Annotated in this window: 17 protein-coding genes and 2 pseudogenes; 11 read left to right on the top strand and 8 right to left on the bottom strand. The window is 41.5% G+C overall.

What is annotated here, in order from left to right:
• Positions 1-5: 5 nt before the first annotated feature.
• Complete coding sequence (locus tag N8A86_RS08230; protein ID WP_273568606.1) at positions 6-326, bottom strand: hypothetical protein; 321 nt, start codon at positions 324-326, stop codon at positions 6-8.
• A gap of 101 nt (positions 327-427) precedes the next feature.
• On the opposite strand from N8A86_RS08230, the gene N8A86_RS08235 reads away from it, so the two are divergent.
• Positions 428-1576, top strand: a complete 1149-nt coding sequence (locus N8A86_RS08235) for an AraC family transcriptional regulator (RefSeq protein WP_273568607.1) — start codon at positions 428-430, stop codon at positions 1574-1576.
• Positions 1577-1633: 57 nt separating this feature from the next.
• Here N8A86_RS08235 and N8A86_RS08240 read toward each other — a convergent pair whose 3' ends face one another.
• The 4 genes from N8A86_RS08240 to N8A86_RS08255 are packed head-to-tail and all read right to left on the bottom strand — an operon-like array spanning position 1634 to position 5905.
• Positions 1634-2005, bottom strand: coding sequence for a response regulator transcription factor (locus N8A86_RS08240; RefSeq protein ID WP_273568608.1), 372 nt, complete (start codon positions 2003-2005; stop codon positions 1634-1636).
• Complete coding sequence (locus tag N8A86_RS08245) at positions 2002-3252, bottom strand: YaiO family outer membrane beta-barrel protein (RefSeq protein ID WP_273568609.1); 1251 nt, start codon at positions 3250-3252, stop codon at positions 2002-2004. Before N8A86_RS08245 ends, N8A86_RS08240 begins: the two co-directional genes overlap by 4 nt.
• A 2-nt stretch (positions 3253-3254) precedes the next feature.
• The gene (locus N8A86_RS08250; protein ID WP_273568610.1) at positions 3255-4679 is read right to left on the bottom strand and encodes a glycosyltransferase family 2 protein; all 1425 of its coding nucleotides are present in this window, start codon (positions 4677-4679) and stop codon (positions 3255-3257) included.
• Positions 4676-5905 carry a HEAT repeat domain-containing protein gene (locus N8A86_RS08255; RefSeq protein ID WP_273568611.1) on the bottom strand — a complete coding sequence of 410 codons (1230 nt, stop codon included), beginning with the start codon at positions 5903-5905 and terminating at the stop codon, positions 4676-4678. The genes N8A86_RS08250 and N8A86_RS08255 overlap by 4 nt, the downstream gene beginning before the upstream one ends.
• Positions 5906-6143: 238 nt before the next feature.
• Here N8A86_RS08255 and lepA point away from each other — a divergent pair.
• The 4 genes and pseudogenes from lepA (at position 6144) to N8A86_RS08275 (ending at position 10794) form a co-directional block, all read left to right on the top strand.
• Positions 6144-7938 (top strand): annotated as a pseudogene (lepA, locus tag N8A86_RS08260) (translation elongation factor 4).
• A 19-nt stretch (positions 7939-7957) separates the two neighbouring features.
• Positions 7958-8779 carry a glycoside hydrolase family 16 protein gene (locus N8A86_RS08265; RefSeq protein WP_273568612.1) on the top strand — a complete coding sequence of 274 codons (822 nt, stop codon included), beginning with the start codon at positions 7958-7960 and terminating at the stop codon, positions 8777-8779.
• Between the two features lie 93 nt (positions 8780-8872).
• On the top strand, positions 8873-9106 hold the full coding sequence (locus tag N8A86_RS08270) for a GTP-binding protein LepA (protein ID WP_273568613.1): 234 nt from the start codon (positions 8873-8875) through the stop codon (positions 9104-9106).
• A 53-nt stretch (positions 9107-9159) separates the two neighbouring features.
• Positions 9160-10794 carry a glycoside hydrolase family 140 protein gene (locus N8A86_RS08275; protein WP_273568614.1) on the top strand — a complete coding sequence of 545 codons (1635 nt, stop codon included), beginning with the start codon at positions 9160-9162 and terminating at the stop codon, positions 10792-10794.
• A gap of 7 nt (positions 10795-10801) precedes the next feature.
• Here N8A86_RS08275 and N8A86_RS08280 read toward each other — a convergent pair whose 3' ends face one another.
• On the bottom strand, positions 10802-12661 hold the full coding sequence (locus tag N8A86_RS08280; RefSeq protein WP_273568615.1) for a cation:proton antiporter: 1860 nt from the start codon (positions 12659-12661) through the stop codon (positions 10802-10804).
• A 128-nt stretch (positions 12662-12789) separates the two neighbouring features.
• Between N8A86_RS08280 and N8A86_RS08285 the strand changes: the two genes are divergently transcribed.
• From N8A86_RS08285 to N8A86_RS08300, 4 genes are all read left to right on the top strand, one after another.
• Positions 12790-13650, top strand: a complete 861-nt coding sequence (locus tag N8A86_RS08285; protein ID WP_273568616.1) for an MBL fold metallo-hydrolase — start codon at positions 12790-12792, stop codon at positions 13648-13650.
• Positions 13634-14539, top strand: a complete 906-nt coding sequence (locus N8A86_RS08290; protein ID WP_273568617.1) for an SMP-30/gluconolactonase/LRE family protein — start codon at positions 13634-13636, stop codon at positions 14537-14539. The genes N8A86_RS08285 and N8A86_RS08290 overlap by 17 nt, the downstream gene beginning before the upstream one ends.
• A 103-nt stretch (positions 14540-14642) precedes the next feature.
• The gene (locus N8A86_RS08295; protein WP_273568618.1) at positions 14643-16277 is read left to right on the top strand and encodes a S8 family peptidase; all 1635 of its coding nucleotides are present in this window, start codon (positions 14643-14645) and stop codon (positions 16275-16277) included.
• Positions 16278-16317: 40 nt separating this feature from the next.
• The gene (locus tag N8A86_RS08300; protein WP_273569047.1) at positions 16318-18168 is read left to right on the top strand and encodes a M1 family metallopeptidase; all 1851 of its coding nucleotides are present in this window, start codon (positions 16318-16320) and stop codon (positions 18166-18168) included.
• A 41-nt stretch (positions 18169-18209) separates the two neighbouring features.
• Here the strand turns inward: N8A86_RS08300 and N8A86_RS08305 are convergent, their stop codons facing one another.
• Positions 18210-19409, bottom strand: coding sequence for a succinylglutamate desuccinylase/aspartoacylase family protein (locus N8A86_RS08305; RefSeq protein WP_273568619.1), 1200 nt, complete (start codon positions 19407-19409; stop codon positions 18210-18212).
• Positions 19410-21260: a CBS domain-containing protein gene (locus N8A86_RS08310; protein WP_273568620.1), complete on the bottom strand. Its 1851-nt coding sequence runs from the start codon at positions 21258-21260 to the stop codon at positions 19410-19412.
• 139 nt (positions 21261-21399) lie between these two features.
• Between N8A86_RS08310 and rnpA the strand changes: the two are divergent.
• Positions 21400-21784, top strand: a pseudogene (rnpA, locus tag N8A86_RS08315) (ribonuclease P protein component).
• Positions 21768-23396 carry a S41 family peptidase gene (locus N8A86_RS08320; RefSeq protein WP_273568621.1) on the top strand — a complete coding sequence of 543 codons (1629 nt, stop codon included), beginning with the start codon at positions 21768-21770 and terminating at the stop codon, positions 23394-23396. Before rnpA ends, N8A86_RS08320 begins: the two are co-directional and overlap by 17 nt.
• The last annotated feature ends 39 nt before the right edge of the window (positions 23397-23435 follow it).

Below are 23435 nucleotides of genomic sequence, written 5' to 3' on the forward strand. Positions count from 1 at the left end.
AATTGCTAAGACTCAGATTCAAATAGAATGAATTTTACCCTTGGCCCACTATCATAGACTACCTCGAGCGTTGGGGTCTTATCGATTACCCGAACATTTTGATGCCTGGCCTGACCGAAATAACCGATCCAAATGAAATTTTTGATAAATATGTTTCGGTTAATGACCATGGCGATTATCGTAAAATCAAAATGATAATCTTCGGAAAGTTTCAATCGATGATCTGTGCATAGTACAAGATGAATACCTTTATAAAGAAGTCCCCAATTTTGGACCTGCGACAAGAAAAAATTGAATTTTGTATCTGGTTTTAACATAGGGGACATGTAATACCATTTAAAATTCCATTAATTTTCACAAGACAAGAAATCGAATCCGTTACGAAAACGGTAATCGTAACTAAGTCAATGGTTCAAAGCGTTGCCCTATGCTTTTAGATATCCTCATCTTTACAGGAATCCTATTTTCATTTTTGACCGCATTTCTTATATGGTTTCGGTTTACGCCAACGACCTTCAATACACATTTAATAGCCAGTTATCTTTTTCTCAACGCCCTATGTACAAGTTTTTATCTTCTGATTGTTTACGGCATCATCAATTACTTTCCTTTCCTATATAAAATACCTGCCCCTATAAGTTTTTTAATTCCTCCTATTTCCTACATCTATGTACGGGCCGTGTTGTACAATCAACACCGCTTTAAAAAGGTGGATTTCGTTCATTTGATTCCTTTCATGTTTTTCACAATAAACTATTTACCCTTTTATATGATGGACATGGCTGAAAAAAGTCGGTTGGTTCTAAAGGTTACCCAAGATTTCGAACTCACCTATATAATACAAAATGGACTGCTTCCCGAATGGGTCAATATTGTGGCTCGGTCATCTTTGGCTTTTTTATATATAGGCCTACAATGGAAATTGATTTATTCATTCTTCAAAAAACATCGAAAAGCCAATTCGAAACAATTTAACGCAGTAAAGAAATGGGTCTATGATTTGAGTATCATGCAGACCTTGTATCTTTTTGCTCTACTTGTCGTATATATGGCTAATGCATTTCTCGTGGTCTATTCCACGCCTATTGATGATTTTATTCGTATTTCAGCAGGTTTTTTGGTCGGGGCTACCTTGTTGTGTATTTCAGGTTATCTCTTATGGAACCCTAAACTATTAATGGGGATGCCAAACTTGGCTATACGTGATAATGAAGTTTCAAAACCTCCAAGAGAAATACCTTCCGGTTTTGATTTTGAAGCTTTGCACCAGTATTTGGAAGAACATCACCTTTTTTTGAATGCGGACCTTAAAATTCATTTGCTTTCGGAAACAGTCGGTATATCGGCAAGAAAAATATCGTACGTCATCGGGGAATCGGAATATAACAACTTCAATGATTACATCAACCACCTTAGAATCGACTATGCCACTTCTAGGATACAGAACGATTATTTGACCCATTATTCCGTAGAGGCGTTATCGGAAGTTTCTGGGTTCAATTCAAAAAATGCCTTCTATCGTGCTTTTAAAAAGGTACATGGGCTTACCCCGGGGCAATATCAGTCAAAAAAATAAACTGTCTTTTAATTGATATTTAATTTAAATAATTAATTCTAGAGCAATTCTTCCAATTTATTTTTTCAGCAAAGTCCTGATTCTCGACAAGAGCTTGTCAACAACAAAAGGTTTGGCAATAACATCAGCAACGCCAATGCGCATCGCTTCATCTATAGTCTGTTCCACCTGACCCAAAGCAGACAGTACTATAATCGGAATTTCCTTATATTTCTTTTTAGCAATAGATATAACTTCCATACCAGATTTGTAGGGAAGCATAATATCCATAAGTATCAAATCGGGTTTAATATTTTGCACCGCCTCTGCACCTTTGTTACCATCTCTAGCTACAACCAATTGAAAGCCTTCTTTTTCCAATAGGATTTTAAGAAGCGTTATGACCATTTCGTCATCTTCGACAATCAGAATTCTTTTTTTTGCCCTCATAGTTTATATTGTAACGACATAAAAACATCGAATTGATTTTGCTTCTTACCTACCACATATTCTTGACGGTTAAAAATCAGCTGGAGGCCTAGTATGAAATGGTCGCTAAAAAGTTTATTGTAGGCCATGCCAAATCTGTAGGAGTCCAATGACGCGCGCTCATCGAATTGAATGATGTTCGCACTTTCATCGGGTGAACTTCCATATCCTGATAGAAGGGCCAAATAATCATATTTGGTGTTAAAATAATATCTGAAAATTCCGTTAATAGCTGGATATGTTTGCCCATTGTCGAAGAATAAAAACGACTGTAGGTACAACCACGAGGAACCAAAATATTTACCTATGCCAAGTGCCGATACATAAATATCAGTGTCAACACTTGTTTTGATATAACGACCCCCAAGATCGGCCTCCCAACCAGAATCGAAGTAATAAAAATAAGAGGCCGAGAGCAGTAATTCTGGAAATAAAACATCACTACTATGATAGGCGGCCAAATAGGAAATTCCTTTTTTGCCGGTCTTAATGTACGATTCCAGGCCGTATTGATAACCTGACCTTAGGCTTTCGCCTTGCGAGCGTCTATCGGAATAATTTATTCTTCCTATCAAGGTCAATGGCTTACGTTCATGAATGTATTGGAGCCCTGTCAAATGCCAAGGGCCAACCCCGTCTCTATTAAAAATGGAATAGCTATGATCTATGCCTATCCGTTCTGAGGAATGTTTAGACTTTTCATCCCTTAATAATTTTTGTAATCTACCGTCTGAAGGATACTTTTCGACCAACTGTTCTAGATAGGCCGTTAAAGCCTCATCATCTTCCTTAAGCTGTAGCACCTTTAGTTTGCTCGAGTAAAATTCTTTATCACCAGGGTACTTTTCCATGGCCTCTTGAATGGTTTGCAAAGCATCTTCATAGTTTTCAGCCTCTATTTCCAATTTGATGGAATTGGTAAAGGCATCTTTGTAGACCGGAGCATTTTCGATAACCTGCTTAAAATAATATTGGGCACTTTCTATCTTCTTCGTCTTTGTAAAGACACGGCCTAGCAACATATGAAAATCATAGTAGTCGGGCGAAAGCTTAATACCCAGCCTTCCTTGTTCGATAGCCTTTTCATACTCCTGCGACTTTAGGCTTTTCGTCGCCTCTATTAAGAGGCTATCGGTATTGATTTTTTGCCCGAAAGAAGACAAAGTAAAAGAACTGCTTAGGATTAATAATACGATGTATTTCTGCATAATTATTTAACAGTTTTAAATCCTTTACGAACCATGACGCCCCATTTCTGTTTTTTGTTCACTAGATAGTGTATGTATCCCTTAATGGAGGCAAAAACGTTCAGGGGATGGTATACTATTGGTTCAATGAAAACGGTGAGAATCAAAGACAGCATTTCTTTGACGCTTGCATAGTGTTTATAAAAAAGTTGGTCCACCAAGACAGAGAGCAAGGTTATCGATGCATAGAATAAATAGACTGCAAGTGCAACGTACATCATGGTTCCAAAATCTATATCAAAATAGAATATGTTTATTACAAGCACAATGATTCCAAGCATCTCGATAATAGGTACGGCTAATTCAAAGAATACGAAATATGGGAAAGCGATACTGCCAGTTCTACCATATTTGGGGTTGAACATGATGTGTTTGTGAATATTCAAAGTCTGGATCAAACCACGGCCCCATCTTGTGCGCTGCCTTATAAAAACTGGCAAGGTACTGGGCACTTCTGTCCAGCATAAGGTCTCAGGTACATATTTAACAAGGAATTCTTCATTTTTGAGATGCATCAATTGGCGCATGCGCAAAATCAAATCCAAGTCCTCCCCTAAAGATTTATGCCAATATCCTCCGGCCTCTATTGCAGTTTCTGTATGGAACATTCCAAGGCCGCCCGATACCAATAAAAGGCTGTTGATTTGAGTCCATGCCATTCTTCCATATAAATAAGATCTTATGTATTCAAGCTCTTGAAAACGGGCAAAAAAATTTGTCGGAAAATGTGATTTATACAACATGCCATCCTTGAACTCACAAGCATTTGATATGCGAATCATTGCACCGCTGGCAATTACTTTCTCCGTATTTTCAATAAATGGTTTGACTAGTGTTGAAATGGTGTCTTTTCTCAAAATACAATCAACATCGGTACAAATGAAAATCGGGTACTTTGCCGAATTTATTCCTGCATTGGAACCATCTGCCTTACTACCCCCATTTTTCTTATCGACTACCAACAATTTTGAATACACCGGGTTGGTCGACCGGTAATGCCCTTTTACCGGTTGTGTAACTATTTTTTCCTGATAAAAAAAGTTAACCTTTACCAGACTAAATTCTATTATGAGTTTTTGAAGGGTATCATCGGTACTTCCGTCATTAATTATTACCACTTCGAATTTCGGGTATTCCTGCGAAAGTAACGATTTTACGTTATAGACAATCGTTGTGGACTCATTGTACGCCGGTGCGACAATCGACACGCCCACGGTATGGTTTGATTTTATCAAAACCTTTTTGTTCAAAAAATACTTCGATCGGTAATACTTCTTAATGGCCTGATAGGCCAGTATGCCAAGTATAAGGTATACGGTGATATAGGCCGATGCATAAAATACCCCGAAGATTTCAAACCCGTTGATTATTTTCTCTAGTAAGTTCAAATCAAATATAGGTCTTTAACGTGTTTCACCATGCCCTCTATGGTCTTGTCGTTCGGGATTTTTGGCTCTAATGAACGTTCAAAAAAGTCAGGGTCCAGGGCATTGATGCTACCGACCATTTCAAATTTAATGTCCGAATCTTGCTCTTGTTTCAAAAGGGACTTCAAAAAGTTCGCCGCTTCTTGGTTACCGATATTTTTAAGGCTTTTTAAAATATTGACCTTTACAGCCTTGTTCTGTTCGATACTGTACTGGGTAATCAATAATTCGTTCGCTTCCGTCATATTAAGTTTCCCTACAGCCTTTATAGCTTCACCTCTTACTCTAAAATTCGAGAACCATATCAACTTGCATATTTGTTTCAAAGAAAGTTTTGCTTTGTAGAGCACCAAAAGCTTTATGCCCAGCACCACAATCGACGTGTTTTTGCTCTTAAGAAGTTTCTCGGTGTTCTTTGGCATTTCAGGGCGGCTTTGGTAAATAATGTCTAGAATTTTCATTTCATCGGCCTTGGTCAAGGGCTCGTCAAAATCCCGTAACGCCGCGAATTTCTCTGGTGCCAAGGTTACCAAGGCAATCAATGCATTTGATTTGAGTTCGGGGTTGTCGTCATGTAAGAAAGTTCTTATTTGTTTTCTTTTAGAACGATCCATCATTCGCTGTAGTCGATAAATACCCAATGATTTGTAATGCCATTTTTTATGCCTAAGCAATTGGTAGCTGACTTTATCGAACCCGAACAATCTGAAAATTTCGCGATGCTGTTCACTGTCGACCTGAAAAATCAGGTTCATATCAAGGATTTTGGTCAACATATAGTCATTGCACCATTTTTTATGAAAGGGAATCAGGTGTTTGAATTCTTCTATTTTCTCTTTCATTTGACTTTTACTTGTCGTGGAAAAAATAAGCTCCATCAGAAGTGTGTTCGTGGCATCTTCAATACTCTTCTTCCTTTTTTCAAGTTCAATACCCAGATATTGATTGCGGAGTAAAAGCAGTACGGCAACGATCGTCAATACCAATAAAAAGGGAACGATTATGAATTTTACTATGGCAATGGGCAAGTCGTTTTCATCAAATGATGCAGGTAAATATAGACTGACGACCGATACAGAGTTCGACGAAAAGCCCAACCAATAATTAGATTCCGAAAAGAATTCAAGAATCAGAAGTAGTTTAAAAAACGGCTGGTAAAATACGAATGGAATGCAAGCTATCTTCACGCAACATAGGGTTCAATTACTTTGACTTTGATGCTTTAGAAGGGGGAAAGCGGCTGCAAAGATAAGATATATAATTTATCTTTGAATGTTTGGAACCAAAGGAAAACGGTATTTCATCGAAATATGAATATCCAATGAATCGGTAATTTTCCTTTTGATTAGATTTTGTGAATGACATAACTAATTGGTCCGCCTCAAATTAGTGTATCTTTGCAGGCTTAAATACTGTTTTTTTGCTATGAAGAACATTCGAAATTTCTGTATCATTGCCCATATCGATCATGGTAAAAGTACCTTGGCCGATCGCTTGCTGGATTTTACGGGATCGGTAACCGAACGTGAAAAAAGAACAATTATTGGACAGTATGGATCTTGAGCGTGAGCGTGGTATTACGATCAAGAGCCACGCCATTCAAATGGACTATACCTATCAGGGCGAGCAATATATCCTAAACCTAATCGACACGCCAGGGCACGTAGATTTTTCCTACGAAGTTTCGCGATCTATAGCGGCCTGTGAGGGGGCTTTGCTAGTTGTAGATGCGGCCCAAAGCATTCAGGCCCAGACCATTTCAAATTTATATTTGGCTCTTGAAAACGACCTAGAGATCATTCCTGTTTTGAATAAAGTGGATTTACCAAGCGCGAGTCCTGAGGAAGTTACAGATGACATTGTCGATCTTTTGGGGTGTAAGCCTGAAGAGGTAATCCCGGCCAGTGCCAAGACGGGTATCGGTATCGAAGAAATACTGACTGCGATTATTGAACGTATTCCAGCACCAAAAGGAAATCTTGATGAGTCGCTACAGGCTTTGGTTTTCGATTCGGTCTATAATCCGTTTCGCGGTGTGGAAACTTATTTTAGGGTCATCAACGGAGAAATCAAAAAAGGACAGAAAATAAAATTTGTCGCCACAGATAAAAGTTATTTCGCCGATGAGGTCGGTACTTTAAAACTCGTGCAACATCCAAAGCAAAGTATCAAGGCGGGTGATGTAGGCTATCTGATTACAGGAATAAAGGATGCCCGCGAAGTAAAAGTAGGCGATACGATTACCGATTCTGCAAACCCTACAAAAAACCCGATCGAAGGTTTTGAGGATGTAAAACCCATGGTATTTGCCGGAATCTACCCCGTAGATACTGAAGATTTCGAAGAGCTTCGTTCCTCCATGGAAAAATTACAGTTGAACGATGCCTCGCTGGTTTTTACACCTGAAAGTAGTGCCGCGTTGGGCTTTGGATTTCGTTGTGGTTTCCTAGGAATGCTACATATGGAAATCATTCAAGAACGTTTGGAACGCGAATTTGACATGACCGTCATCACCACGGTGCCCAACGTAAGCTATCATGCCTATACGAGAAAAGATCCCGAGACACCGCTTATAGTGAACAATCCCTCAGATCTTCCAGACCCATCGACTGTCGACCGGGTAGAGGAACCTTACATTAAGGCCACCATTATTACCAAATCTGATTTCGTTGGCAATGTAATGTCTTTGTGTATCGATAAACGAGGCTTGATTACGAATCAAACTTATTTAACTACCGATAGGGTGGAGCTGACTTTTGATATGCCCTTGGCGGAAATCGTTTTCGACTTCTACGATCGATTGAAAACTGTTTCAAAAGGATATGCGTCGTTCGATTATACCCCCATCGGAATGCGTGTTTCTAAACTCGTACGTGTGGATATCCTCTTAAACTCGCAACCCGTGGATGCCCTTTCGGCTTTGATACACTTTGATAATGCCGTGAATATCGGTAAAAAAATGTGCGAGAAGTTAAAGGAGCTTATTCCTAGGCAGCAATTCGATATACCAATACAGGCGGCTATAGGCGCCAAAATTATTTCGCGTGAAACAATAAAGGCCTTGCGAAAAGATGTGACCGCCAAGTGTTACGGTGGCGATATTTCACGTAAGCGAAAACTGCTCGAAAAACAGAAAAAAGGAAAGAAACGTATGCGTCAGGTGGGCAATGTGGAGATTCCGCAGCAGGCGTTTATGGCAGTACTGAAGTTGAATGATTAATTTCAATACCATATTCAATATGAGGATTTTTGTTTTCATACTCGTTGCCATATTGAGTTGGACCGTTCCCGCTCATGCACAAAATAAAAATCAATCTTTTCAGAATGACATTACGAATGAGATGGATGGATGGACTTTAATTTGGGAGGATAGTTTTGATAAAAAGCGTTTAGACCGATCCAAATGGAATATCATTGAGCGCAATAAGGCTGATTGGGGCAATTATATGTCCAGCAAAAAAGGGCTCATTCGCATAAGAGACGAGAAATTACACTTGCGTGGTATTGTCAATAAAAAGAGAAAGCATGATACGGTGCCCTTCTTGACCGGGGGAATAGACAGTAAAGGCAAATTTGCCTTCCAATATGGAAAAATAGAGATTCACGCTAAACTAGAACAGGCACAAGGCGCTTGGCCTGCTCTATGGATGTTAGCGAATAAACCAAAATATGGGGAATATCCGAGAAATGGGGAAATAGACTTGATGGAGCACTTGAATTTCGAAAACAAGATATATCAAACTGTTCATTCATACTATACCCTCGAATTGAACGGAGAGGGTAATCCTCCAAATTCAGCTACTCCAGAGGCAAATACTGCCAAGTTCAATACGTATGGCATGGAATGGTATCCAGATAAATTGGTCTTTACATTAAATGGTAAGGAAACCTTTACCTATCCGAAGTTAGAAAATGTTAACGCTGCACAATGGCCCTTCGACCAGCCTTTTTATATCATGATGGATATGCAACTTGGTGGAAAATGGGTAGGTCAAGTTGAACCCAAAGACTTACCTGTTCAGATGATAATTGATTGGGTGAAGGTCTACAAGCAAAAATAGGAAGTTGAAATTTTTTCCTACATTTTTTATAGTCCGATACAATTTTTAAGCCCGGTTCCAGTTTTAAATAGGTAGTATTTAGTTCCCAAATCAATGACAACCTATATTGCCCAATTTGTTGCTAGGCATCGCCTGATTCAAATCGAACAGAATTCCATTTTTACGTGGAGACAAGAAGGAGGAGAAATCGATGAATCACTTCTTGTGGAAAAAATCAAAAGGGAGTCTTCCCTCTTTTTCTATCAACTTGTTGCCGGAAAAAATTATGAAATATCATGGGAAGATATTTCGATTACCGTCTGGAAAACCCAACCCTTTCTAGGGTAGTAATCTCAATACCTACCTATTTTATATTTATATTCATCCTCTAAATCAAGAGGATGAAATCATTTCTTATCGGACTTGTTCTATACATATTTCCCATGGAGATTTTGGGTCAAAATAAGGTGCCCCCTATTCAACAATGGATGGTACACGAGATTACGTTGACGGCCGAGAAAACCTATGGGAATCCGTATACCGAAATCGATGTTTGGGCCTTATTCACTAATGAAAAGGGAGATAGTTTGAAAAGACCTGCCTTTTGGGACGGGGGTAACACATGGAAAATCCGTTTTGTACCAATCGATACCGACGGTCAATGGCAATGGGTAACCTATTCGTCGAACGAAAAAGACACCGGACTTCACAAAAAAACCGGGCATTTTAATTCAATCCCGAATGTCGGATCGAACCGGCTGCTCAAAAACGGCTTGTTAAAAATGTCTGCCAAAGCTCGAAATGTGGTACACCATTCGGGAAAATCGTTCCTCATGGTAGCCGATACTCCATGGGCGTTACCGTTTCGGGCGACAAAAGAGCAGGTCGCTATCTATGCTAAAGACCGTCAAGAAAAAGGCTTCAACACCGCCTTAATGATGACGGTACAGCCCGACATGAAGGCGGAAGGTCCCAATGATCGAAATACCGAGCAAGGTTTTAAGCGTGCCTTTAAGGATTTATCGAGTGGCCATCTCAATCAAATGAACGTCGATTATTTTCAGTACTACGATGCGTTAGTGTTACTGTTACTCGACCATGAAATCGTTCCGGTTTTTCAACCTATTTTTCATGGCTATGGATGGAAGGGCCTTGAAGCACTGGGAAGAACCATCGAACCCAAAGAATATGTTCGTTATTGCAAATATCTCTTGGCGCGATATGGTGCGCAACCGGCTTTTTGGCTGTTGGGAGGCGACCATAATGGAAAAGACCCTGGTATTCTCGAAAGTGGAATGATGCTTCAAGAATGGGATGCATATGCCCAGCCTACCGGTATACATTACAACCCATGTGACGATTATTTAGCGTCATGGGCCAATGGTGAACGCGAACATTGCTTTCATGAAAATAAGACATATCAAGATGAAGAATGGCTTGATTTTCAATGGGCGCAGACCGGCCATGATAGTGAACATCTCTACCATAAAGTAGCGCGCATGTATGAAAACCTGCCTACAAAGGCCGTAGCAAACGGCGAGCCTACCTATGAAGGAATGAACAACGGTAAAAACGGACTCGGTTGGTGGCAAGGAGAAGAGGCTTGGATGCAATTGATGAACGGTGGAACGATGGGGGTGGTTTACGGGGCGGCCACTTTGTGGCAATGGAAAATCAGTACGACCGAAGAAGGTTGGCCAAGCTGGACAGATCAACAGACTTCTTGGTATGAGGCCATGCATATGAAAGGTTCAAAATATGTAGGCCTCATCGGGAAAATATTGGGCGGGCTGAATATTGCAGACATAGAAAAACACTGGGATTTGGCCAACGGAAAACCACTTTTGGCAATAAAAGGCAAGCTCTACATTTCCTTTTTGAACGAAGGCGGAGAAATAACCATTCGAAACCTGCCCGATAACTTGAACTATTGCTGGATAGATCCGAAAACGGGAATACCTCAACAGATAGGAAAGGTTACTGTGGATACATTCAAAGCTCCGAACAAAAATCCGTGGGTACTTTTATTAAACTGATAGCTTTTTAGACTTCGGCAGTTTCCTCGTCAACGTTCGTAACATCGCCTTCAAAACTTTTCCCTAAATAAACCAATCGGTATCCTTCTGTGATGTCGTTGAACTCCGTACTGAAGGAAGAAATAATCTTTAGGTCCCCGTCCAATGATTTGAGAAAAAGCGGGATAATATTCTCATCGGCCTTGGTAATCTCTATCAGGCCTTCGTATTGTTCTTTATCTTTAAGTGTTGTCTCGTGAATGGCAGGGTATTTCCGTACCGTCTCGGTCAACTTTATAAAATCGTCAGTATGCGAAAACAGGCCTTCCTTAGGATTGTTCTCCGGGTCGTTCATTTCATCTGAATTTACCAATCGAAACGACCCGTTTTCCCCAAACTCTTTTCCGAATTTCTCGACTGCATAGTTATTGATATCTGAGTTTCCCGTTAGTGCCATTAAATATCCCACATCATTCAATTCAATGTGATCCGAGAGCGCATCGGAATATACATTGGCCGTAAACGCTTCAAGTCCTATTTTTTTTGCTTTGTTCACATTAGCCTGGTTGTTGTCTATCAATACAACGTGGCGATTGTTCTTATGCAAATACTCGGCGATAAGTCGAGATACCTTTGAAGCCCCGATGATTAAAATACCTTCGGAGTTTCTTAAAAATACTCCGACGATTTTAGCAAAAAAGCGTGCTGTCGTGGCATTGAGTAATACCGACCCAAGAACGATCACGAAGACCAAAGGAGTTATATATTCTGCACCCGGTTCACCTCTAGAAACCAATTTTGAACCAAAAAGGGAAGCAATACCTGCCGCGACTATACCCCTTGGTCCGACCCAACCAATAAATAACTTTTCGTTTAATTTAAGATTAGAACCGGCCGCACTTAAAAATACTCCCAAAGGCCGAATCAGAAAAACGATGGTTGCAAAAAGAATAGCCGTCTTCCAATTGAAAATCAAATCAAGATCTGTAATATTGATATTTGCCGCCAAGAGTATAAAAAGAATGGAAATCAACAACACACTCAACGATTCCTTGAAATACAATAGCTCTTTCAGATTGGGCAAATCGGTGTTACCCATGACCATGCCCATGACCACTACGGCCAATAAACCTGATTCATGCGCAAATAAGTCTGATTCCACAAAAACCAATAACACCACAGACAAAGAGACCACATTCAATAAATAGTGGGGAATAAAATTCTTTTTTATCGCAAAGGCCAATCCGTGGGCAAAAGTGAAACCAAAAGTAAACCCGAAGAGTAATATTTTTCCGAATTCGATAAGCGCGGTCAATGTATAGCCTTGCCCCTCACCTACACTAATAAATTCAAAGACCAAAACCGCGGCCAGGGCCCCAATAGGGTCAATAAGAATACCTTCCCACTTCAGTACCGTGGAGACATCTTTTTTTAAGGGAATGTTCCTTAATATAGGTGTTATCACGGTTGGCCCAGTTACAATTATCAAGGCCGAAAAAAGAAACGAAATCTGCCAGCTTAGGCCGAAAATGAAATGTGCCGCGATACCGGCACCGAAAAAAGTGACCAAACTTCCCAACGTTATCAATTTGGTAATGACGGGTCCCACATTTCTTATTTCCGAACGTTTTAATGTGAGCCCCCCTTCAAAAAGAATGATACTTATAGCTAACGAGACAAAATAGTATAGCCCTTCACCAGGAAATAATCCTTTTGTTCCGTTCCAAATTGGTTCTATTAATTTCGACCCATCCTCGGTATATAATGTAGAGATGGGTCCGACCAACAATCCGATTAGAATCAGGGGTAAAATTGCAGGCAGCTTTAGGCGCCATGCGACCCATTGGGCTATGATCCCCAAAATGATGATTCCAGCAAGTTCGACCATGCATTTGATTTTGAGCTAAAATAACACATTTAATGCGAGTATCATCTTAAATCCAAGGTCATGATAATTCGGAAAGTGATATTTCCAATAAGCTATTGTATGAAGAAACATTTACTTAATTTTGAAGTATGCAGCTTCACCCTGTAGAAACGGGAAACTTTAAATTGGACGGCGGTGCCATGTTCGGTGTCGTGCCCAAGACCATTTGGCAAAAAACCAATCCAGCGGATACCAATAACCTCATCGACATCGGAGCGAGAAGCTTGCTTATTGAAGATGGTAAACGCTTGATTCTTATAGACACTGGGCTTGGCAACAAGCAATCGGACAAGTTCTTCGGATATTACCATCGCTGGGGAGATCATACCTTGGATGGATCCTTGGCAAAACTGGGATTTCATCGTGACGACATTACCGATGTTTTTATGACCCACCTGCATTTTGACCATTGTGGCGGAAGCATTCAATGGAACAAAAATCGCACGGGACATGAACCGGCATTTAAAAACGCCCTTTTTTGGACAAATGAGAACCATTGGGAGTGGGCTACAAAACCTAACGCCCGCGAAAAGGCCTCTTTCTTATATGAGAATCTTTTGCCCATGCAAGAAAGTGGGCAGCTTCAGTTTATTCAAAGAGACGATACAGCATTTCTTGAGGAATCTGAGTTAGGATTTGGCATTCTATTTGTTGATGGACATACCGAAAAACAAATGATTCCCCATATCAAATACAAAAATAAAACCTTGGTGTATACCGCTGACCTAATTCCGACGGTCGGTCATATTCCCCTTCCGTATGTCATTGGGTACGATACGCGTCCCTTACTGACATTATCCGAAAAAGAAGTATTTTTGAACACGGCCGTGGAAAACGAACATTATTTGTTTTTTGAACATGACGCCCACAATGAGATATGTACGCTACAGCATACCGAGAAGGGTGTGCGGCTCAATGAAATATATACCTTCGATGAACTTTTTTCCTAAGATTTTCAAAACTATACTTTTCGGTATTTTCAATTGTTTTGTTCTGATTTCCTGCAAAGCACAAAAAATTGCGAGTACTGATTTTGTCGAAGAATTCGCGTTTACCAAGGGCATCGAAGGTCCGGCGGTCGATGCAGCGGGCAATCTTTATGCGGTCAATTTTAAGGAAGACGGTACTATTGGTATCGTAGATTCAAAGGGCAATACAGAAATTTTTCTAAGGCTTCCCGGTAAAAGTATTGGCAACGGTATTCGATTCGATCAAACTGGAAATATGTTCATCGCAGATTATGTGGGTCATAATGTGTATCGGGTGGAAAAAGGTGAGGGGACTCCAGAAGTCTTTGCCCATAATCCTGAGATGAGCCAACCAAACGACCTGGCCATTGCACCGAATGGAACGATTTACCTCAGCGACCCCAATTGGGCCGAAAACTCCGGTCGAATCTGGAGGGTCGGTAAAGACCAGAAAATCACCCTTCTAGAAGAAAATATGGGCACTACCAATGGCATAGAAGTGAGTCCTGATGGAAAAACTCTTTATGTCAACGAATCCGTACAACGCAATGTCTGGAAATATGAAATCAATGCCGATGGAAGCCTTTCCAACAAAACCAAATTCATGGAATTCAAAGATTTCGGCATGGACGGAATGCGGTGCGATGCAAAGGGCAATCTATATATTACCCGATACGACAAGGGAACCGTGGTCATTGCATCTCCGGAAGGTAAAATCATAAAAGAAGTTAAATTAAAAGGTAAAAAGCCATCGAATATTACCTTTGGTGGCCGAAACGGAAAAACCTGTTTCGTGACCATGGCCGATCGAGGTTGTTTTGAATCCTTTACGGCCTTGAACGAAGGAAATTATTATAATCAAGTACACTAACGTAAAGCAATATTATGAAATGAGCCATAACAAATCTTGATGATAACTCAGATATTGATGGGCGAATTACATATGACCTATTAAAAACAAATCACAGAAACTTATGAATTTCAAATTCAAGAATTCCCTCTTTGCCCTTTCGGCAACGGTACTACTAATGGGTTGTGGAGCGACCGCCCTGGTAAGCACACCTATTGAGAATATTGACACAACTCCCTTAAAGATTTCCGATCTCACTGAGGCGGAAAAAAAGAATTGGGGTCATCTAGATCTGGTGTCCGACACCATTCCCGGTATGAGCGTCGATAAGGTCTACCAAGAACTTATTGGCAACAAAAAAGGCCAAAAAGTAATCGTTGCAGTTTTGGATTCAGGTGTCGACCTGAAGCATGAAGACCTCGATGACGTACTCTGGACGAACAAAGACGAAAAACCCGGAAACGGCAAAGACGATGATAACAACGGGTATGTAGATGACATTCATGGATATAACTTTTTGGGCGATTCGTACAACGAGCAGTTGGAAGCGGCCCGCATCGTAAAACTCAAATTAGGTGATGCGGCGATACAGGCGAAGGCGAAGGCGAAGGTTGATGAGGGCTACAACAAAGCGGTTCAGAACAAACAACAATACGAACAGATTCTACAAGCCGTGAAAAATGCGGATGCCGCCGTGAAAAAGCATCTGGGCAAGAACAACTACGCCAAAAAAGACGTGGCCGGTATCAAACCATCGGACGAGACGATGCAACAACATGTTGGGGTCTTGATGCAGATGTATACCTTCAAGGATACCATTCCGGAGGTAATCGAAGAATTAGGCGAGGGCATCAAATATTTTGCAGATCAAGCCAATTATAACTACAACGTAAATTTTGATGGAAGAAAAGTCGTTGGAGACAAACCATACGACATCAATAGCAAGGGGTATGGCGACGGCAACCCGCAAAGCCGCTCGGAAGACGAGAGCCATGGCACCCATGTGGCCGGTATTATCGCTGCGGAACGGAATAATGGAAAAGGTGCGAACGGCGTAGCGAACAATGTGGAAATCATGAGTATTCGTGCCGTACCCAACGGCGATGAGTATGACAAGGATATCGCCCAAGGCATTCGCTATGGGGTCGACAACGGTGCCAAAATCATCAATTGCAGTTTCGGAAAATCATTCTCACCTAATGCAGAATGGGTCTATGATGCGATTAAGTATGCCGCCAAAAACGATGTATTGATTGTTCATGCCGCCGGCAACGAAGGCGATAATATCGATGATACAGGCAATCCGAATTTCCCGAACGACCATATGCAAAAAAATACTCCAGAAATTTCGGACAACGTCATTACGGTCGGTGCATTAGCACCTAAATATGGATCCGAGATGGTCGCCGTGTTTTCGAACTATGGTAAAATAAACGTCGATATCTATGCCCCTGGCGATGAAATCTATTCGACCATGCCAGGTAGCAAATACGATTATCAAGGCGGGACCTCGATGGCGGCTCCCGCCGTTGCTGGATTGGCGGCTTTGATCCGTTCTCATTATCCTAAATTAACGGCTCCGCAGGTAAAGCATATTATCATGGAATCGGGTCTTGCGCCGAAGGCCAAAGTAATTTTGGGAGGCGATGCCTCAAAATCGGACAGTCTAGACAAAATTTCCGTTTCAGGAAAAATGGCAAATGCCTATAATGCCCTGATCATGGCCGATCAGGTAAATAATGGTAAATTAAAAATATAGTTTTATGCGATTCAATTCCGTTTCCCTATTCAAGACTTTTATGTTCTTTTTGGTGGCATCTACCTTGGTAAGTGCCCAAAATACCTCCTATTGGCAGCAACATGTCGATTATGCAATGGAAGTCGATATGAATGTCGAGAACTTTCAATATACCGGCACTCAAAAATTGGTCTATACCAACAATTCCCCTAATGAGCTGATACGGGTATATTACCATTTGTATTTCAACGCTTTTCAGCCCGGTAGCGAAATGGATATGCGTTTGAACAGCATCGCAGATCCAGATGGTAGAATGTGGGTCGATGGTAAAAGTAGAATCTCACAACTCTCGGAAAGCGAAATCGGATATCTGCATCCCACAAGCCTTGCACAAGATGGAAATCCTGTCAATTATTCTGAGGAAGGCACCGTACTCGTTGTAGAACTCGCAAAACCAATACCTCCCGGAGGAAAGACTACTTTTCAAATGGAATTCAAGGGTCAGGTGCCCGTTCAAATCCGTCGGTCTGGCCGAAATAATAAAGATGGCGTGGCATTATCCATGAGTCAATGGTATCCAAAATTGGCGGAGTATGATTTTGAGGGCTGGCATGCCGATCCCTATATCGCTCGGGAATTCCACGGAGTCTGGGGCGATTTTGATGTAAAGTTGACCATTGACAAAAACTATACGGTTGGTGGTACCGGGTATTTACAGAATCCGAACGAAATCGGACATGGGTACGAAGCGCCAGGTACAAAAGTTCCCAAGGTCAAGGGCAAGACCTTGACTTGGCATTTTAAGGCCCCTATGGTACATGATTTTATGTGGGCAGCCGACCCCGAATATGTACATGATTCACTTCAAATGGAAGATGGCCCGACGCTTCACTTCCTATATAAAGACGACCCCAAGTTCAAGGATACTTGGACCAAAGTGCAGCCCCTGACCGAAAAGGCCATGCGGTTTTTCAATAAAAATATCGGGGAATATCCCTACGAACAATATTCGGTCATACAGGGTGGCGACGGAGGTATGGAATATGCCATGGCCACCTTGATTACTGGCGGTGATAAAGAGGGTAGCGTCATCGGTACCATGATTCATGAGCTCGCGCACTCGTGGTTTCAACATGTGCTCGGTACGAACGAGGCCAAACACGAATGGATGGACGAAGGATTTACTTCGTTCGTTTCGGCACTTTGTAGCAATGAAATTAGGGAACAGAACAAAGCGAATCCGTTCGAGAATTCATATAACGGCTATTACCATTTGGTCAAATCGGGTCAAGAAATGCCGCAGGCTGCCCATGCCGATCGCTATGTGAACAATATGGCGTATGGCATTTCGGCCTATAGTAAAGGTGCGGTATTTCTATCGCAATTGGGCTATGTGATAGGTCAAGAGAAATTGATGGAGACACTTCGTAAGTATTATGAAGATTTCAAGTTCAAGCATCCCGTGCCGAACGATATCAAAAGAACGGCCGAAAAAGTTTCGGGCATGGAACTCGATTGGTATCTAACGGATTGGACACAAACCACCAATACCATTGATTATAGTATCAAGGAGGTTGCCGCCGATGGCGCAAAAACCAAGGTCTTCCTAGAACGTATCGGTTTGATGCCGATGCCGCTCGATATTCTTATAGTCTATAACGATGGTGCCCAAGAAACGCTTTACGCCCCATTACGAATGATGCGTGGCGAGAAAGAAAATCCGTATCCCCAATTAAAAAGAACGGTACTTGAAGACTGGCCTTGGGCCTCACAAAACTATGGTTTTACCATAGACAAGCCCTTGGAAAGCATAAAGGCGATTATGATCGACCCCTCACAACTGATGGCCGATGTGAATCAAGAGAACAACGTCTGGCGGGCCGAGACGTTAGAAACAATGCCGAAGGATTAGGAGATAGCCTGAATTTGTCCAGATTTTTTTGATTAGCGTTTTTAGAACCACCATTCATTGGTATACATCGAGTTCTTCGCTTTGCGCTCTCGATTTTGCATAATGATATGGTTTTTATCAATGGCGTGGTTACGATACCCTAAAAGGTGGAATATTGCTTTTGCATAAAATCGTGCGATTTTTACGTTTACCTCCAAACTCTCTTTTTTACTATCCTTCCAACGAATACCGGGCAAAAGTGTTAAAAAATTATCGAACCTCATTCTTCGAAGGAATTTCGATAATTTCAAGGCCCAAATTGGAATCTGTTTTATCAAGAAAAACCCCTCTTCGCCTTGTTTTTGGTACAAGGGCATGAAAAGCATACTATCTTTTTCTGTACTAATTTTCTTTTTATTATGCCGCGCTAATAAAGTGCCTTTCTCTATTTCTTTAAAGCTCTCAAATCCGGGGAGCATTTGAAAATTATCCGATTCTTCTAGCGCATGGCGATGTAACACTTCATAAAAGTCCGATATGCCTTGAGCCGCATTTTTTAGTTGTTCGAAATATACCTTTTTAAAAGAATGGTCAATCGGCACTACTACTCCGGTATAGGTCAAAACCAACCAAATAAAGGCCACGGCATTATCTATCGCACTCTCTTCGACATGTTGACCCGATTCAAAGCCAAGTGAGACATACCCCTCTTGGTTCATATGGCTCAATAACGGACCTTCCAAGTATTCTTCGATGCCCAAGACAATAGGAACTGGAAAGAGGCTAGAGAAACTACGATTAATCATTGCATCGTTTATAGTAATAAAAGGTAAGGTCTTACTTGATGTGGTGTGCAGATCAATGAAATAAAAAGGAGGTGAATGCGTTTCAACACAGTTTGAAACCAGTTGGTATATTTCAAAAAGTTCCTTTTCTTCAGCGTTTTGGGTCGATGTTTGCTTTGAAAGAATTTCGGCTATATTTTTTTTCGTCCACATGCGGTTTAGGTCTTGGTCTATGAACCTTTTTCCTTGTATTTGTGCAGGTAGATTCCCGCGAATGCCAAGCATATTGCCTTGAATAGAAACGGTTTCGGTACCTAATTGTTCAAAAACAAGGTCCAAAGCCTTGACCCCGGCCATTTCATTACCATGAATACCCCCAAAAAAGAATACGGTGGGACCCTCTTTCTTATCTCCTATTTTCCCGATTAACCGGTCTAGCTGTTTGGTCCTGGGCACTTCAATAGTTTTGGAAAGCATTCAAATATCTTTTGAAGTAATAATTCCCCTAAGTTTCGTTCCACTAACAACGGGAAGGCAATTTATTTGATGTGCCTCCATTAAATCTCGTGCTTCTTCTAACGAGGTATCCGCCGATATTGTAATTAGGTGGGTTCTCATAATACTTTTGATACTTTTGTTCATCGCTTTGGCCTCGTTCAAATACGTTTCGATATCGGTCCAAGTAAGCAATCCGACCAAATTATAGTGTATGTCAATTACGGGTACATGATGGATGTTTTTCCACAACATCATTTTTAAGACCAGTTCTGCGCTATCGTTCTCCTGTGCCGATATTATTTTTGTGTTCATGTGTTGACGCACCGTTTCGGTAGCGCTTTTCATGGGTTGTTCATCACCCCGAACCAGCTCCCAGGCGTCAACGGCATATCCCTTCTGTTCCCGCTCGTACATGGCGGCGTTTAAAATTTTCAACGCTTCCGGAGTTTTATTATGCTTTTTCAGCTTGCGATAGCTCGCGACCATCCATTGTGCGCCATCCCTATTCTTGATACGGTTCTCTATGATGGTCAAATAATGTTCAACATCTTTTGGGTCAACGTTCATGTCGTAGAGACCTCGATATGCTAAGGGTAGTAGGTAATCAAGCAGTAATTCCTTGGAAGGCACCAAACCGCCGTCCCAATAAAATTGTGCGGCCGCGCCATATCGAGCGGCATTATAGAAATTACTTTTGGCGTCCTTAAAGTCCATTTTAGTGTGTATGGCCTCGAATCTTTTTGGTTTTCCCCGCATTACCCCCACCCAAAACATCAAATTGGCGATTTCATCTTGGGTCGTTGGGCCTGAAGGCATATATCGGTTTTCAATACGTATGTGAGGTTTTCCCTCGGTTACTCCATAACAGACCCTGTTCCACTTATAGACCGTGCCATTATGAAGGCCAAGGGCCTTTAATTTGGGAATATTTCCGTTTTTCAGTTCGTTCAGGCTATCCTTTTCGAATTCTGCCGTCAACAGACTTCTGAAACTGATGATATGATCCTTGAAATAATCAACGGCCGAACCTTGTGCCCAAGCACTTCCAAAACCAACGCGCGCCTCACGCTCATTAAGGTAAAAAGTACTTGCCCGGGTATCGACACTTTGAGTAAAAAGCGCAATACGCGTCTCTTGCCAAAGTTCACGGCCCATTAAAAGTGGCGAGTTGGTACAGCACGATAGAACCGGACCCGCAATGGCCTGCGCCCAATTATAACTATCGGCAAAGTCTTCGATATCGATCTGCAAGTGCGATTGAAAACTCGTATTGCAGCCCTCAAAAAGTATAGAATCATGGTGTAGGTTTATTTCATCAACACCCTTGATATGCAATTCGAGGTCGGTACCGCGCAAATCACGAATCGTTTGATCCAATATCGCATACCTATTTACGGGTGTCATGTACGACAACTTTAAATGCCTTGAGTCGATGGTCGGTAAAATTCCTGTTAGCAATACTTTCAGGTCTAGTTCGTCAGCGGCGGCCCTCGCTTTTGTTAGGAGATCATCCAATTGTCGGTGCATGGTCGAAAAGCAATCTCCTGTCAGTACCAAAGGGTCTAAATTGGTTTCGAGGTTGTATAATGCCAATTCGTTGGTAAAATAGGGGTCGTTCAGGGCTTTTAAGACTTCCATCGCCTTATCTGAAGGGTTCCAGTCGGCATCGACCAAGCAGAATTCTTGCTCCGCCCCGATTCGAATCGGACTTTTTTCGAACATACTCTCTTCGTACATTTCTTCCAAAGCCTGGATATCGTTCAATAACTGCCTGATATATCTTGCTTTCTTTTTACCTCCTTTTAATTGTTCAACCTTTAATTCGCCCATGGTACTAAAATATCGGTCCGGCCTGTAAACAGGTAAATTGTGATGGTTCAATGTATAATCTTTCAAGGGGGTGAACAATGACAAATATCATAATCGGCAACTGTCGTTTTTATTTTACTTTTACGTTTAAATGAGTTCGATGCCAAATACCTTCCCAAAAAAAGAAAAGCTAAAAAGCAGAAAACGTATCGATCGCTTGTTTTTAGAAGGGAAGAGCATTTCTAAATATCCGCTTAAGTTGATTTACCTTAAAACTGCTCTTTTGGAAGATGTAAAAATTCAAGCGGGAGTGGCGGTTCCAAAAAAACTTCAAAAGCGCCGTAAAAAGAAACCGCATTAAACGCTTGCTTCGGGAAGCCTACCGATTGAACAAACACCTCGTTTTTAACAATAGTGAGGGTGAGTTTGCGTTTCTATTTTTATACCTTGGGAAGGAAATGCCCACGTCTTCGGATGTGGAAAAGAGCATGAAAAAAATTCTTCAAAAATTTATCGAAAAGATAGCCCATGAAAAAGATGATTAGAAAACAAGTTTTGATTCCTGTGCTAGCGATTACTTTTTTGGTGGTCGGAAGCAGTTTTAAAAGTGATTTCTTCGAAATCGCAAAACAAATCGAAATCTTCACGACCCTGTTCAAAGAACTGAACATGAATTATGTCGACGAGACCAACCCCGCCGAATTGATGGATACGGCCATCAAAAATATGTTGGACGACCTCGATCCCTACACCAAGTTCTTGAACGAACAAGACGTTGAGGCCTATAAAATCAACAATGCAGGCGAATACTCCGGTATCGGAGCCTTAGTTCGTTCGTACAATGACCGACTGGTCGTTATCGAGCCTTATAAAGATTACCCCGCAGACAAAGCCGGACTCAAAGCGGGTGATGAAATTATCAAAATCGGTGATATCAATGTCTCCGATTATGACGACAATGCTACCGAACTTTTAAAAGGAGCCAACAAAACATCTGTTGACGTAACCTATAAAAGACAGGGAGATACCAAAACAACCACCATAAGTCGAGCCGGGGTCGAAGTCGATGCCGTACCTTTTTACAACATGGTCGATGATAAGACCGGGTATATCGTATTGGCAAAATTCAATGCCAAAGCATCGGAACAGACCAAGGCAGCCTTAATCGATTTGAAAGGCAAGGGGGCAGAAAAAATAATATTAGACCTACGGGGCAACCCTGGCGGTCTACTTTCAGAGGCCATCAACGTTACCAATCTTTTTGTGGACAAAGGCGAGCTCATCGTGACAACCAAATCAAAGGTCAAAAAGTTCAACCAAGAATATAAGACCAAGAACAAAGCGGTGGACACCGAAATTCCATTGGTAGTTTTGGTCAATGGTAGCAGTGCTTCTGCGAGTGAAATCGTCTCCGGAAGTTTGCAAGACCTCGACCGTGCCGTCGTCATGGGTGCCCGAAGTTTCGGAAAAGGACTCGTACAACGCCCTTTGCGATTGACGTATGGTACACAACTCAAAGTGACCATTTCGCGTTATTACACGCCCTCGGGAAGGTGCATACAATCGCTCGATTATTGGAACCGCGATGAAGATGGCAATGCCGTTCGCAATGCGACCTATAGCGATTTTAAGACCCGAAACGGCCGTAAGGTACAAGATGGTGGCGGGGTTTTGCCAGATATCGAAATCGCAGCGTTAAAATCCAACGAATTGACAACGGCCCTGTTGAACAACCATGTCATCTTTGATTTTGCGACGGACTACTATTACAATAACCAAGTAGCCGACCCTAATAGTTTCAAATTCTCAGAAAGCGATTATAATAACTTTAAAAACCACGTGTCAAAAAGCGATTTCTCTTTTGAGACCAAAACCGAAAAAGTATTGAAGCAAGCGTTGACCGACCGCGAAGAGGTCATTTTCAACGATGCCATCGAAAAAGACTTTACCACCCTATTGGCCGATATCAACAAAAGCAAAATGGCGGCTTTGGACTCTTACCAAAAAGAGATCCGCAAAAACCTAGAAGATGAAATCATCAAGCGATACTTCTATCGTGAAGGGCTTTTCGAATACTACCTGACCCATGACGAGGCGATTTTGGCTGCTACGGAGTTGTTAGGGAATAGTCAGAAATATCAGGGGATATTACAATAATCCTTGTTTGAAAAAACATAGGCATGACCACCAAAATTG

Origin of the sequence: Maribacter halichondriae (assembly GCF_027474825.1) — a bacterium.
Taxonomy (GTDB): Bacteria; Bacteroidota; Bacteroidia; order Flavobacteriales; family Flavobacteriaceae; genus Meishania; species Meishania halichondriae.

What these genes read in the sequence shown, in the direction of transcription:
- N8A86_RS08285 (WP_273568616.1), top strand. Translation starts at nt 12,790, where the DNA reads ATGCAGCTTCACCCTGTAGAAACGGGAAACTTTAAATTGGACGGCGGT.
- N8A86_RS08300 (WP_273569047.1), top strand. Translation starts at nt 16,318, where the DNA reads ATGTTCTTTTTGGTGGCATCTACCTTGGTAAGTGCCCAAAATACCTCC.
- N8A86_RS08280 (WP_273568615.1), bottom strand. Translation starts at nt 12,661, where the DNA reads ATGGTCGAACTTGCTGGAATCATCATTTTGGGGATCATAGCCCAATGG.
- N8A86_RS08275 (WP_273568614.1), top strand. Translation starts at nt 9,160, where the DNA reads ATGAAATCATTTCTTATCGGACTTGTTCTATACATATTTCCCATGGAG.
- N8A86_RS08310 (WP_273568620.1), bottom strand. Translation starts at nt 21,260, where the DNA reads ATGGGCGAATTAAAGGTTGAACAATTAAAAGGAGGTAAAAAGAAAGCA.
- N8A86_RS08270 (WP_273568613.1), top strand. Translation starts at nt 8,873, where the DNA reads ATGACAACCTATATTGCCCAATTTGTTGCTAGGCATCGCCTGATTCAA.
- N8A86_RS08305 (WP_273568619.1), bottom strand. Translation starts at nt 19,409, where the DNA reads ATGCTTTCCAAAACTATTGAAGTGCCCAGGACCAAACAGCTAGACCGG.
- N8A86_RS08290 (WP_273568617.1), top strand. Translation starts at nt 13,634, where the DNA reads ATGAACTTTTTTCCTAAGATTTTCAAAACTATACTTTTCGGTATTTTC.
- N8A86_RS08245 (WP_273568609.1), bottom strand. Translation starts at nt 3,252, where the DNA reads ATGCAGAAATACATCGTATTATTAATCCTAAGCAGTTCTTTTACTTTG.
- N8A86_RS08295 (WP_273568618.1), top strand. Translation starts at nt 14,643, where the DNA reads ATGAATTTCAAATTCAAGAATTCCCTCTTTGCCCTTTCGGCAACGGTA.
- N8A86_RS08240 (WP_273568608.1), bottom strand. Translation starts at nt 2,005, where the DNA reads ATGAGGGCAAAAAAAAGAATTCTGATTGTCGAAGATGACGAAATGGTC.
- N8A86_RS08265 (WP_273568612.1), top strand. Translation starts at nt 7,958, where the DNA reads ATGAGGATTTTTGTTTTCATACTCGTTGCCATATTGAGTTGGACCGTT.
- N8A86_RS08235 (WP_273568607.1), top strand. Translation starts at nt 428, where the DNA reads ATGCTTTTAGATATCCTCATCTTTACAGGAATCCTATTTTCATTTTTG.
- N8A86_RS08320 (WP_273568621.1), top strand. Translation starts at nt 21,768, where the DNA reads ATGAAAAAGATGATTAGAAAACAAGTTTTGATTCCTGTGCTAGCGATT.
- N8A86_RS08230 (WP_273568606.1), bottom strand. Translation starts at nt 326, where the DNA reads ATGTCCCCTATGTTAAAACCAGATACAAAATTCAATTTTTTCTTGTCG.